This is a genomic window from Rhodocaloribacter sp. (assembly GCF_056451265.1).
The window spans coordinates 1-11,383 of record NZ_JBWOPL010000015.1 but is presented as its reverse complement, the minus strand read 5'-3'; the positions used below and the strand labels follow the sequence as shown (position 1 = coordinate 11,383).

Annotated in this window: 11 protein-coding genes; 1 reads left to right on the top strand and 10 read right to left on the bottom strand. The window is 66.0% G+C overall.

Translation table 11 applies throughout. From position 1 onward, the window contains the following. Positions 1 to 1,066 precede the first annotated feature (1,066 nt). On the bottom strand, positions 1,067 to 1,693 hold the full coding sequence (locus tag AC1HIY_RS01645; RefSeq protein WP_479574957.1) for a rhomboid family intramembrane serine protease: 627 nt from the start codon (positions 1,691 to 1,693) through the stop codon (positions 1,067 to 1,069). Positions 1,694 to 1,860: 167 nt separating this feature from the next. Between AC1HIY_RS01645 and AC1HIY_RS01640 the strand changes: the two genes are divergently transcribed. Then, the gene (locus tag AC1HIY_RS01640) at positions 1,861 to 3,156 is read left to right on the top strand and encodes an MgtC/SapB family protein (protein ID WP_479574956.1); all 1,296 of its coding nucleotides are present in this window, start codon (positions 1,861 to 1,863) and stop codon (positions 3,154 to 3,156) included. Between the two features lie 6 nt (positions 3,157 to 3,162). On the opposite strand, the gene purQ is transcribed toward AC1HIY_RS01640, so the two are convergent. The 9 genes from purQ to AC1HIY_RS01595 form a co-directional block, all read right to left on the bottom strand. Beyond that, positions 3,163 to 3,888, bottom strand: coding sequence for a phosphoribosylformylglycinamidine synthase subunit PurQ (purQ, locus tag AC1HIY_RS01635; RefSeq protein ID WP_479574955.1), 726 nt, complete (start codon positions 3,886 to 3,888; stop codon positions 3,163 to 3,165). A 183-nt stretch (positions 3,889 to 4,071) separates the two neighbouring features. Further along, positions 4,072 to 4,701: a YceI family protein gene (locus tag AC1HIY_RS01630; protein WP_479574954.1), complete on the bottom strand. Its 630-nt coding sequence runs from the start codon at positions 4,699 to 4,701 to the stop codon at positions 4,072 to 4,074. Between the two features lie 173 nt (positions 4,702 to 4,874). Continuing rightward, entirely contained in the window at positions 4,875 to 6,020 is a 1,146-nt protein-coding gene (locus AC1HIY_RS01625) for a DUF2914 domain-containing protein (protein ID WP_479574953.1), read from the bottom strand. Positions 6,021 to 6,043: 23 nt separating this feature from the next. After that, positions 6,044 to 6,619 (bottom strand): DUF2480 family protein, encoded by a 576-nt coding sequence (locus AC1HIY_RS01620; RefSeq protein ID WP_479574952.1) that lies wholly within the window; start codon positions 6,617 to 6,619, stop codon positions 6,044 to 6,046. A gap of 74 nt (positions 6,620 to 6,693) precedes the next feature. Continuing rightward, on the bottom strand, positions 6,694 to 7,851 hold the full coding sequence (locus AC1HIY_RS01615) for a cysteine desulfurase family protein (protein WP_479574951.1): 1,158 nt from the start codon (positions 7,849 to 7,851) through the stop codon (positions 6,694 to 6,696). A gap of 102 nt (positions 7,852 to 7,953) precedes the next feature. Further along, the gene (locus AC1HIY_RS01610; RefSeq protein WP_479574950.1) at positions 7,954 to 8,850 is read right to left on the bottom strand and encodes a sterol desaturase family protein; all 897 of its coding nucleotides are present in this window, start codon (positions 8,848 to 8,850) and stop codon (positions 7,954 to 7,956) included. A gap of 178 nt (positions 8,851 to 9,028) precedes the next feature. Continuing rightward, on the bottom strand, positions 9,029 to 10,381 hold the full coding sequence (locus AC1HIY_RS01605) for a T9SS type A sorting domain-containing protein (protein WP_479574949.1): 1,353 nt from the start codon (positions 10,379 to 10,381) through the stop codon (positions 9,029 to 9,031). Positions 10,382 to 10,426: 45 nt separating this feature from the next. Next, positions 10,427 to 10,924, bottom strand: coding sequence for a DUF6252 domain-containing protein (locus AC1HIY_RS01600; RefSeq protein ID WP_479574948.1), 498 nt, complete (start codon positions 10,922 to 10,924; stop codon positions 10,427 to 10,429). 301 nt (positions 10,925 to 11,225) lie between these two features. Next, on the bottom strand, positions 11,226 to 11,381 hold the full coding sequence (locus AC1HIY_RS01595; protein WP_479574958.1) for a response regulator transcription factor: 156 nt from the start codon (positions 11,379 to 11,381) through the stop codon (positions 11,226 to 11,228). Positions 11,382 to 11,383 lie beyond the last annotated feature (2 nt).

Genomic DNA, 11,383 nt, shown 5'->3' with positions numbered 1-11,383 from the left:
CGTCGTCCGCCGCATGGGCACACGGCTTCCGCGCCACGGGTATCATTGTTTCAGCCCGCTGCGGTTTCAGGAGCGCAGCCTTCCCGGCCCGCCTTTCGGCAAGCCGTTCCGCTCCGCTCGCTCCGATGCGTCGTTCCCGGCGTCCCGGTTTCCGCTTCGATGCCGAAGCATCTCCGCTTCCGCCGGTGCGTTCCGTCTCGGCGTTTGCGCCGGTGCGCCAGGCGTTCGTCGCACGCCGCGAACGACGTGCGCTTCCCGTCCGGTCTACCGGCGCCGGCTTTGACGGCCGGTGTCCGCCGCGCTTCACCCCGCTCCTAGAACCGGGATCATCGCTGCGTGCACCGGGGTTTCGCCTGCTCAGAGCGGTTTGCGCTTCGATGCCGAAGCATCTCCGCGTTCGCCGCCCTGCGCCATGCCGCCGCGTGGTGTGCGCATCTTCTCCGTCGCGCAGCGACCGTCGCAAGCAACGGCCGCTCCATCGAACGGATCATCTGCGCACCGCGCCGGCATCCCCCCTGTCCGCGCCTTCCCGTCGACCCGAAGGCCGACTTTCCGGCTCCGACAGGGCGGGGCGTCGCATCGGTTCCGCCGGGCCTTTCGGCCCGTTGCGGGCTGACCTCATGCAGCCCAGAGACTCAGTCGCGTCAAGGAACAGTGCCCTCAGGCACTACGCGCAGTATATCGCCGGAGGCAGGCGATGTCAAGACGCGGCAAGGGGCAATTAATCCACAAATCATTCACACAGATATCCACACACGTCCCTGCCGCCGAGAACCATGGAAGAGGAGAAAGGCCCTGGGGCCAAAAAGCCCGACCAGTATGTCGGTCGAGCTTTCGGCTGCCCATTGTTTTCGTTCTCGCGACTGAGGAACCCTCGCGGAGAGGGCTTCCAGGCGGCATGAGGTGACGCAAAGATACGCCAAAGATTTTTTGAATGCAAAAACAATAACGGCTTATGCGCCCGCAAGTCTTTAAGAAATGGTTAATTGACCCATGATCAATAACGGACTTATGAACGGCGCGCCGCTCTTCGATGCCCGAGCGCCCGCCGCACACACGTCCTCCCTCACAGCACCCGGCTGATCTGTCCCAGAAAAAGCTCCAGCGAGCGGGGCTCGAGCAGGATCGTCAGCACGATGCCGCCGAGCGCGCCGCCCAGATGCGCCTCGTGCGCCAGGCCGCCCGCCGATCCCGCCTCCCGCCGCCGCATCGCCACCACCGAGACGGCGACGAAGCCGACGGCAAACAGCCAGGCCGGGATCCAGATAGCAAAAAACAGCCCGATGCGGCTAAAAGGATTGAACAGGCAGTAGGCAAAGACAAGACCGCTGATCGCTCCCGAAGCGCCCACGGCGGAGTAGCCGGGGTTCTTTCGCTGCAAAACCATCGTCAACGCGTGTGCGGCCATCTCCGAGCCGAAGTAGATCAGAAGAAAGCGCCCCGAACCGACCACATATTCGAGATACGGCCCAAAGAAATAGAGCGTCAGCATATTGAAGGCGAGGTGCCCCAATCCCACGTGCACGAAACCGCCGGTGATGAAGCGATAATACTCTTTGTTCTCCCGGATGCGGCGCGGCTTGAAGGCGAGCCGGTCGATGAGACCGGGATCGGAGAACAGCGCGTACCCGCTGACCATCACGTTGAGGACCAACAATAGAAGGGTCACGGGGGCGGCGGAAAAATTTATCATGGGTTTGCGCGTTGAACGAAAGAGCGGAGGGCCTCCGCCGGAGCAATGGGCCCCTGTCTACGTCCGAGCGTGGATTCGGGTTCGTGAAGAAGCCCGCCCCGACGGTTGATTCTCGGAGCGGGCAGTCTTTACTTCCGGGGTTCCCGCCTCACCCAACCTCCACGCCGATGCATCCTCTGGAGCCTGCCATCGCCCCGCTCGAGTTGCTTTATCGCTTCGGCGCCGCGCTGGTGATCGGCTTCCTGGTGGGTCTTCAGCGGGAATACGCCCATCTCCGGGAAGAGGACGAGGGCGCCTTCGAGCTTTTCGCGGGCGCGCGCACGTTTGCGCTGCTCGGGCTCTTCGGCTGCGGCGCGGCGTTCCTCGGCGGGGTCTCCGGCGAGATGCTCGTCTTTGCGGCGCTGCTGCTGGTCATCGGGGCGATGATCGGGGTGGCGTATTTCACGCAGGCGGCGCGCGGCGAGGCGGGCATGACCACGGAGACGGCGGCCGCCCTGACCGTCGTCACCGGTGCGCTGTGCGCGTGGGGGTATATAGGGCTCGCCGTCGCCCTCGGGGTCGCCACGACGGTGGTGCTCGCCGCCAAGCTTCAGACACGCACGTTCGCGAAGCGGCTCTCCCGCGAGGACGTGTATGCCACGCTCAAGTTCGCCGTCATCTCGGCCATCGTGCTTCCGGTGCTTCCCCGGGAAGGGCTGGGGCCGCCGCCGTTCGACGTGCTCTCCCCCTACAAGATCTGGCTGATGGTGGTCTTCATCTCCGGCATCAGCTTCCTCGGCTACGTGCTCATCAAGGTCGTGGGGACGCGCCGGGGGGTGGGCCTGACGGGTCTCCTCGGCGGCCTCGCCTCCAGCACTGCCGTCACGCTGACCTTTGCCCAGCGCAGCCGCACCGCCCCGTCCCTCGCCAAGCCCTTCGCGCTGGCGATCCTCCTGGCCTGGATCGTCATGTTCGCGCGGGTGCTCGTGGAGGTGGCGGTGATCAACCGCACGCTCCTCGGCATCGTGTGGCTGCCCATGACCGCCGGCGCCGGAGCCGCCCTCGCGTATTGCGCCTACCTCTACTTCAGTCGCACCGGCGACGGCGACGGGGGACCGGACCATTTCAAAAACCCTTTCGAGCTTGGCCCGGCCATCTCGTTCGGGCTCCTCTACGCGGTCATCCTCGTCCTCGCCCATGCGGCGCGAATGTCCTTCGGCGACACGGGCCTCTATCTTTCCAGCGTCGCCTCCGGCCTCGCCGACGTGGATGCGATCACGCTGTCGATGGCGGAATTGAGCAAAGCGGACGGCGGCCTGGCGCTTCGCACGGCCGCGCGCGCCATCGTGCTCGCCGTCACCGCAAACACGCTCGTCAAGGGCGGCATCGTCCTCGCCATGGGGGCGCCCGCGCTTCGCAAAACGCTGTTGCCCGGCATGCTTCTCACCCTTGCCGTCACGCTCGCCGTGGGACTGCTCGGCTGAGGGCGTCTATTGCGCAAGGTCCGCGCCGGCAGGCTCGGCGGCAAAGTGACGAAGGATCGATCGGAAGAGGAGCGCGCCGTCCACGTTGCCGAGCACCGCCTCGGCGCATCGCTCCGGGTGCGGCATCATCCCGAGCACGTTGCGCCCCTCGTTCACGATGCCGGCGATGCCGCGCGCCGAACCGTTCGGGTTGGCTTCGGAGGTGACCCGCCCCGCCGCGTCGCAATACCGGAAGACCACCTGCCCGTTGGCTTCGAGCCGGTCGAGCACGTCGGCGGAGGCGTAATAATTGCCCTCGCCGTGCGCAATCGGGATCTCGACGACCTGCCCCGGCTCCAGCGCATTCGTGAAGGGCGTACCGGCGTTCTCGGTCCGAAGGTGCACGTTTTTGCAGACGAAGCGGAGCGACTCGTTCCGCATCAGCGCGCCGGGCAAAAGACCACTCTCGCACAGAATCTGAAAGCCGTTGCAGATGCCCATGACGAGCCCGCCCTCCCGGGCAAACCGAACCACGTCTTTCATGACGGGCGAAAAACGGGCGATGGCGCCCGCGCGGAGATAGTCTCCATAGGAGAAACCGCCGGGCACGATCACCACGTCCACGTCGCCGAGGCGGGCTTCCTTGTGCCAGATGAAGCGCGTCTCCTGCCCCGCCACGTGCCTGGCAACGTGGTACGCGTCGTGGTCGCAGTTCGAGCCGGGGAAGACGATAACGCCGAACGTGATGCTCATCGGAATGCGGATTTCGGAGTGCGTGAGAGCGCCTGCGCCGTCGGTCATGTACGCAAGTCGCACGAGGAAGGGGCCGGCCCGACTTCGTTCATCGGAACCGATACAAAATAAGGCTTTTCTCCCGGAAGCCCGTTCCCTTCACGGCAAATTACGCGGCGGCTTTTCGGAAGGGCCGCCGGGGGACTACTGCCGGACCGCCTCGATCTCGAGCATGATCCGCACGTCGTGCCCGACGACGAGGCCGCCCGCCTCGGTCAGCCGGTCGAAGTTGAGGTGGAAGTCCTTCCGGTTGATTTTCGTCTCCGCCGAGAAGCCGACGCGCTCCGAGTCGCCCATGCGGGCGCGTCCGAGGTATTCGGCGTCGAGGGTCACCTCTTTCGTCACGTCCTTGATCGTCAGGTCGCCGACGAGTTCGAACGTCTCGCCGTCGATGTTTCGTACGGCTTTGCTCACGAACGTCATCTCGGGATACGTTGCCGCGTCGAAGAAGCGCTCCGAGCGGAGGTCGTTGTCCCGCCGTTCGACGCCCGTATCCACGCTCGCAACGTCGATGGTGGCGTTGGCCTGGAGGGTGCTCAGGTCGTCGCCCTCCATCTCGAGGGCGGCGTCATACGCTTTGAACTGCCCCTGAACGTTGCTCACGCCCAGATGCCGCACCTTGAAACCGATCCACGAGTGGGCCTTGTCTACCTTGTACACGGCGCGCGCGCCGTCGCGTGGAGCGGGCGCGTCTGCCGTTCGAAGGGAGGAGAAACCGGCCACGAGGAAGGCGACGACGACCATCGCCATCAGGGGAAAACGCACATGCTTCATGCTTCTTCACGGAATGGGGTTGAGGAAAGGGAGCAGGAAAACGCCCGCGCGGCTTCCGGATTGGCCCCGGAGGTCGCGCGCGGCGCATCCGATATGCTGTTCAAACAAATAATGTTTCCGCTCCGGCGAGGGGGTAGACTTTTTCCCCTCGGGCGCTTCCGCCGACCCGGCCATCACTCGTACCGTCGCTCGCGCCATCGGCGGACGGAGCCGGCGGCGGGCTCGATGCGAAAGCGGATGCGTCCGAGCACCTGCCCCGCCTCCGTGACCACCTCCACACGCCACGCGCCGGGATGCACGTATCGCTTCCACGTCACGCCCCGGTAGCCGTGGTCCCGCCCGCCCACGAGCGCATACCCGATGCGGTCCGTCTCCACCCATCTCCCCCGCGCCTCGTCGAAGTACGCCCACGCGTGGAAGACCTTCGTCGTCAGTTCGGTCGGCGCGAAGACGGCGGTAAAACAGTATACGGTGTCGCCCACGGCATAGCGGAAGCGCCGGTCCGAATCGAGCCACAGGCGGCCCGGCGTCGGTTCATACCGGAGCACGAACGCCGTCCCCTCGCGCCGGACCTGATGGTACACGCCGCCGTCGCGGAGCGCCAGCGGCACGGGCGGGATCCAGTTCTGATGATAAAAGAGGTTCATCAGCCCGAACAGCCCCGTCACGAGGCCGAGCGCGTACGCGGTCTGCCGCCGGCCGAGCGCGCGCCGCACCCGGAGCAGGGCGATCATTGCGGCGAGCACGGCCAGGCTCACCGCTCCGGCGGAGAGAAACACGGCGTAATCGAGCCGCTTCGTCACGACGGGAAGGAAGAAGACGAGAAACGAAAAGGCGGCAAGGAAATAGAGCGCCAGAAGCAGATAGACGTTCGCCGCCCGCCGGTGCAAAAACTCATTGCCGACGAGCAGGGCCACGAGCACGACGAGGTACAGCGAACTCTCCGTCCACGAAGCGCTCTGTGCATAGAAGACGACGTAGGCGCTGAAGAGCGCGCCCAGGAGAAACTGAATCGCCGAAGGAATCCACGCGCGATACGTCACGGCCCACGGCTGCCGGAGACGCCCCGAGGCCCCGAGAATGCCGGTCACGATGAGCCCGCCGGCCAGCGCCAGATAGACGAACAGCACGAGGTTGTCGAAGGCGGCGTCGATGCGCCGGAGCGTGAGCGCGTCCCACGCCACGCCGCCGAAGAAGAAGACGACGGGCAGATACCGCCGTCGGCGTTCGACGAACGCCGACGCCTTTTGCGCGAGCGGGCCGCGCCCGATCCGGCGAAAGAGCCGCCCGACGCGCTTGCGGAAAGAGGATACGGCCATGCGGCGCTCCACGCGGCTTCGGCTCAGTCCTTCCGACCCGCGACCGGCGGCGCGACCGGGCGGGCGGCGACGGGACGCCCCTTCGGCGCTTCGGCCTTCGGACGCCGCCACAGCGGCACCGACGAGCACGGCTCTCCGTACATCAGCTTTTGCGCCACCGCCTGAAGTTTCCGCGTAGCGATCACGAAGGCGTTCGTCGGAACGGTCCGGTTCCCGCACCCCTTCACCACCACGATGCGCCCCGCATACCGCGACCAGTCCTCGGCTTCGAGCGCCCGCGTGTAGTGGTCTCGGATGAGGTCTCCGGCCCGGCCGTGCGCCACCGAGCGTGCGACGCCGTCGAGCTTCGAAGCCACGAGCATGTACGCCCACACCGGCACGATGGCGTCCGCCGAGCAATAGACGGCGACGTGCGCGCCCGCATACTGCGACCAGTCGTGCGCCTTCACGTGCGCCCGAAACTCCCGCTCGCGGAGCACGAGCCCCTGCACGAGGAACGGCTCCAGGTCGAGCTCGACCACCGGCGCGCCGTCCCACAGCGCTTCCAGGTTGTACACTTCGATGTCGCTCTCGGCAACGCGGTTGACGATCGGTTCCATGGTTCGCATTGGATGGATGGGCGGAAAAAAGGAAAGTCGTTCACACTTCGCGACGCTACTGACGCGCGCCGGGACTACGCCTCGATACGTTCTTCGCGGAGCGTTTCGAGGGCTTCGCGGACCGCTTGTGCGGCGAAGGTCGCTTCCGCTTCGGTGGTGAAGCGTCCGAGGCTGAAGCGGAGCGTGGCGGCGGCGTCATCGTCGGAGAGGCCGAGCGCTTTGAGGACATGGCTCGGCTTGCCTGAGCCGGAGGAGCACGCGCTGCCCGGCGAGAGCGCCAGAGCGCGAAGCCGCGCCATCAGCCGGTCGGCCCGCACCCCGGGAAACGTGACGCTCGCCGTCTGCGGCAGGCGCGGCGCGTCGACGCCGTTGATGCGCGCGCCGGGATGCGCTTCGCGGAAAGCGGCCTCCATGCGGTCGCGGAGGGCGCGGAGACGGTCGGCCTCTTCCGGCAGCCCCTCCCGCGCGAGGGTTGCCGCCGCCCCCATCCCGACGATGCCCGGCACGTTGAGCGTGCTTCCGCGCAGGCCGCCCTCCTGCCCGCCTCCGTCGAGCAGCGGCACGAGGCGCACGCGCGGGCGTCGCCGCCGCACGTACAACGCACCGACGCCCTTCGGCCCGTAAAACTTGTGCGCCGAGCACGCGAGCAGATCGACGTTTTCGACCGAGACCGGGACCTTGCCGACGGCCTGCGTGGCGTCGCACAGAAAGAGCGCGCCGCGCGCGCGCACCACCGCGCCGATCTCGGCCACGGGATGGAGCACGCCCGTCTCATTGTTCGCCCACATCGCCGCCACGAGGATCGTCTCGTCCGTCATGGCCTCGGCCACCGCCTCGGGCGTCACCCGGCCGTCCGGCCCGACGGGCAACGTCGTGACGGTGAAGCCGCGCCGTTCGAGCGCCCGGCAAGCCCCGAGCACGGCCTTGTGTTCCGTCGCCACGGTGACGAGGTGGCGCCCCTTCGGCGCGTACACCTCCGCCACCCCCTTGACGGCCATATTGATCGCCTCGGTCGCGCCGCTCGTGAACAGGATCGCTTCCGGCTCCGCGCCGAGGAGCGCGGCAACTTCCTCCCGCGCCCGCGCGACGGCCTCCGCCGCCGTCCACCCGAAGGCGTGCGCCTTGCTCGAAGCGTTGCCGTAGTGCTCGGAGAAATACGGGAGCATCCGTTCCAGCGCGCGCGGGTCGACCGGCGTGGTGGCGTTATAGTCGAGGTAGAGGGGCCGTCTCATGCGTCGTTCCGGTGTGTGCCCGTGAAACGGCGCGAACGAGAGGGGGTTTCGGCAGGCAGACTTCACGCCGGATGAAAGAGCCGCACCGGCACTCGAATCGCCTCATGGCCGGGACGCCTGACCGGATCCATGGGGCGATTTTTTGGGGGATGCTTCTCCCTGTCCCTCGCCCGGCTCCCGCGCCACGTCCAGAAGCGGCATCTTCATCAGTCCTTTCACCGTCTCGTGCTCCGGGTCGTCGAAGGCGTCGAGGCCGAAGCGGATCTCGGCGGGGTTCTTCCGCAGCCGAAACGAGCGTCCGAGGCGATCCCACAGCGAGAGGAAGGCGCTGTAGTTCGAGTCGGTCTCGGGCTGCCGACGGGAATGGTGCACCTTGTGCATGGCGGGCGTGACGATGAGCGCCCGGAGCGCGCGGTCGAGCTTCTCGGGCAGCGCGATGTTCGCGTGATGAAACTGCACGACGGCGAACATCATCGTCTCATAAAGCACGAGCTCCCATACGTAGGCCCCGAAGAGCGCGATGAGCGGGATGCGAAGCGCCGAGGAGAGAAAGATCTCGCCGACGTGAAAGCGGCCCGCCGTGGTCACGTCCATCTGCGCGTCGGCATGGTGAACGCGGTGGAAGCGCCACAGAAAGGGGATGCGGTGGTTGATGCGGTGCCACGTGTACGTCCACGCGTCGAAGAGGAGGATCACGCCGAGGGCGTGTGCCCACGCCGGGAGGCCGAGCGCCGCGCCGAGCCGGTTCATGAGGCCGAAGTGATGCGCGGCGGCCCACTCCGCCGTCGCCAGCCACAACCCCACGAACACCGCCGCGATGAGGAGTGAGTTGACCGCGCCGAGGAGCATGTTCCGGACGAAATGCACGCCGCGCGCTTTCGGCGAGCCTCGAAAGAGATCGAAGAACGGATGGAGGCTTTCCCACGCCAGCATCGCCGTGAGCACGGCGGCATAGGCCCACATCTGATAGGTCTGAAGGGTGGAGAGAATCGCTTGCATCCGTGTTCGGGAGGATCGTACTCGAGCGCACCGTCCGGTCGCGCCGGCCGAGGCGTGCAAACCGTTTCCGTGTACGCCCCTGCCCTGCTTCCGATCCGCCGCGGAAGCGAGACCGTGCAATCGGTTGGATCCTCACCGCAGGCCGGGCTTCACGCCGGCCCACCGAGCGGAAGCCTGCTCATTTCGCCAGTACCCCCCGCCGGACACGCGCGCCGACGTCCGTCTCCAGGCGCACGAGATAGCGCCCGCTCGCGAGCGTCCCGGCGTCCCAGGCGTACCGGTGCGTGCCCACCCCGTGAAGCCCCTCGGTCACGACGGCGACTTCGCGACCGAGCACGTCGTAGACGGCCAGGCGGACGGGACCGGGCCGGTCGAGCGTGAAACTGAGCGTGGTCTGCGGGTTGAAGGGGTTCGGGTAGGCGGCATGCAGGGCGAAGACCTTCGGCAACGCCGGCGACTCGTTCGCCACACGGGTGCTGCCCGTCAGGCCCAGCTCTGCGACCGGCCGCTTGTACACGCCGTAGCCGTCGCGCACATCTCCCAGATCGCTGCGCAGGAGCAGATAAGCGGTGTCGCCATCGATGAGGAACCGCGTCGCGTAGCTTGACTTGATTTTGTCCGGAATGATGCCCTCGCTTTTGTCCTCCCAGGTGTCGCCGCCGTCGTGGCTGACGTATACCCGGTCGTTGGCGACCAGCAGGATATCAGTCCCTTCCACGTACACCTGGGTCCGAGCGCGCAGGGGCGTCGAACGGCCCTGCAGGCCCACCCGCGGCGCCCGGTAGCGTTCGGTCCAGGTCTGGCCGTCATCCTTGCTGTAGAAAAGCGTGGTCGTGTTCGTCAGGGTGCCGCCCACATTCTGGAGTAGGTAGAGGTCGCCATTGGGAGCAACGAACCCCCCCGACGTGTCTGAAAAACCTAGTTCCGTCCACGTGTCGCCGCCATCCAACGAAAGAAACGTCTTGGCGCCGGACACGGCGCTGCTCTGGTTGTATCCGGCAAAGATACGGTTGCCACGGGCATGCACCCAGGAGAGTTCATCATCTTTGGATAACACCCCGCCATCTTCCCATGTCGCTCCCCGATCGCGGCTGATCCGAAGGTTGAGGCTCTGGGTGGTGGCATAGAGAACATCGCCGACCTTATCGTAGAAAAGGGACGTCACATTCCCCGATGCGGGGGTCGTCGAAGTCCAGGTCGCGGCGTCCGGGGTTCCATAGACGGCCTCCTGATTACTGAGTTCGAGGAAGAAGCCGTCGGGCAAGGCCTCGACCGCTCGGGCCTCACGGGCCGAGGCGGAGGAAAAGGGCGTCCACGTGTCCCCCTCGTCCGTTGAGATATAGGCCGGTGCTTCGCAACTGGCGCCGTCGCATGTGACGACGACGGCACCGTCGATAACGGCCATGTCCTCAGGACCCCAGATGTCTCCGCTGAGGAAGGTCCATTGCCCGACGGCACTCCGGGGGAGCGTCAGCAGCAAAGCCATCACAAAGAGTCGCTGTACAGTCATGGTTGAATAAAGTAAAGACATGGTTGAATACGTCAGGGTCTGAAGGAGTAGGGCGAAGCGCGGGCATCAGGAGCCGATGGACGGACCGTAGCCGACGCGGAATGAGCCGTTCGTCACCGAGACGACCTGTCCGGAGGTGTTGCGGGCTTCGAAGCTGAAGGAGCCTTCGACGGCCTCCTCGTCGAACCGGGTTATCTCGAGGGTGCCGCTCTGAGCGAGGTAGGTCTGTCCGATGGAGCGGGTGTAGGAGGCAGACAAGACATCACGGGCCGGGTCCACCTGATCATCAATGGTGTAGGAGCCCGGGCCGGTATCGGTGAGGCTGAAACTGATGCCCTCGGCCTGGATCGTGGCCCCGGTGATCGTGACCTGTGTGAGGCCGCCGACGGAGACGCGGTTGGCCGTGGCATTGACGGCTTCCCAGTCCTTGCCGTCGATCTGCGCCTTCATCGTGCCGAGCGCGAGGGCTGTGTCCGGGTCGTCGCTTCCGAACAGGCCGCAGCCGGTGAACAGGAGAAGGCCGACCATCAGGGCCGGGAGGGAGGGGGTCCGAAGAAAAAACATGGGCGTTCGAGTCGGTTCTCTGGTATATCGGGCGCGGCTGCCGCTGAGAGGTGATTCGGTGAACAGAAGCGGCAGGCACGGTTGTAATCTAAGAGAGCCCGTCACCGGGATGCCTCCGGTCGACACCGTATTCGGGCTACGGGATTTACCGTATAATGCGGGTTGGCGGGATGAAGCGAAGCGAAGCGGCGTATGCGTTGCCGCGCCTGTAGGCGATGATCCATCCGGCTACAGGCGATGCCCTCCCCGAGCCTGCCGTCAGCCTTCCCACGTTACCGCAGCAGGCGAGGGAACGAACCGTTCAGCGCACCAGCCCCTGTTGAAAGGCATAGCGCACCAGGCCGGCCACGTTGTTCACGTTGAGCTTGCGCATCAGGTTCGTCCGGTGCGTGTCCACCGTGCGGTGGCTGATGAACAGTTGCTCGGCGATCTCCTTGTTCGTCAACCCCTGGGCCACCA

Bases quoted from the DNA above. Each gene is read 5' to 3' on its own strand.
- AC1HIY_RS01645 (WP_479574957.1), bottom strand. From the start codon at position 1,693: ATGATAAATTTTTCCGCCGCCCCCGTGACCCTTCTATTGTTGGTCCTC.
- AC1HIY_RS01640 (WP_479574956.1), top strand. From the start codon at position 1,861: ATGCATCCTCTGGAGCCTGCCATCGCCCCGCTCGAGTTGCTTTATCGC.
- purQ (WP_479574955.1), bottom strand. From the start codon at position 3,888: ATGAGCATCACGTTCGGCGTTATCGTCTTCCCCGGCTCGAACTGCGAC.
- AC1HIY_RS01630 (WP_479574954.1), bottom strand. From the start codon at position 4,701: ATGAAGCATGTGCGTTTTCCCCTGATGGCGATGGTCGTCGTCGCCTTC.
- AC1HIY_RS01625 (WP_479574953.1), bottom strand. From the start codon at position 6,020: ATGGCCGTATCCTCTTTCCGCAAGCGCGTCGGGCGGCTCTTTCGCCGG.
- AC1HIY_RS01620 (WP_479574952.1), bottom strand. From the start codon at position 6,619: ATGGAACCGATCGTCAACCGCGTTGCCGAGAGCGACATCGAAGTGTAC.
- AC1HIY_RS01615 (WP_479574951.1), bottom strand. From the start codon at position 7,851: ATGAGACGGCCCCTCTACCTCGACTATAACGCCACCACGCCGGTCGAC.
- AC1HIY_RS01610 (WP_479574950.1), bottom strand. From the start codon at position 8,850: ATGCAAGCGATTCTCTCCACCCTTCAGACCTATCAGATGTGGGCCTAT.
- AC1HIY_RS01605 (WP_479574949.1), bottom strand. From the start codon at position 10,381: ATGTCTTTACTTTATTCAACCATGACTGTACAGCGACTCTTTGTGATG.
- AC1HIY_RS01600 (WP_479574948.1), bottom strand. From the start codon at position 10,924: ATGTTTTTTCTTCGGACCCCCTCCCTCCCGGCCCTGATGGTCGGCCTT.